Origin of the sequence: Metapseudomonas resinovorans, from assembly GCF_002003485.1 — a bacterium.
Taxonomy (GTDB): domain Bacteria; phylum Pseudomonadota; class Gammaproteobacteria; order Pseudomonadales; family Pseudomonadaceae; genus Metapseudomonas; species Metapseudomonas resinovorans_D.
This window is the reverse complement of the sequence record NZ_BDMA01000105.1, coordinates 1-343: the sequence shown is the minus strand read 5'-3', so window position 1 is coordinate 343 and position 343 is coordinate 1. Positions and strand designations below refer to the sequence as shown.

1 protein-coding gene is annotated in these 343 nt (G+C 60.6%); it reads left to right on the top strand.

The window, feature by feature from the left end; all coding sequences use genetic code 11:
- The coding region (locus MnOB_RS28390) for an HAD family hydrolase (RefSeq protein WP_158713873.1) at positions 1-343 on the top strand (343 nt) is incomplete at both ends.

Here is a 343-nt window from a genome sequence, read left to right as displayed (position 1 = left end):
AAACGGGGACCATTACCCATGGCAAGCCGGTGCAAACCGATTTCCTGCCCCTAGCCAAAGGCGTGCCTCGGGACTATCGCGCTGCCGCCGCCAGTCTTGCGCATCGCTCGGACCATCCGGTATCGCAGGCCATCGCTACACAGGCGGTCGAGCAGTCGGTGTCCGTGCTGGACGTGGAGGATTTCGAAGCGCTACTCGGTCGGGGCGTGCGCGGAATGATTGATGGGCATCGTTACCACCTAGGCAACCATCGGCTACTGGAAGAGCTGGGATTCTGTTCGCCGGAAATCGAAACCGCACTCGACCACCTGGAGCGACAAGGAAAGACGGTGGTCATTCTGTC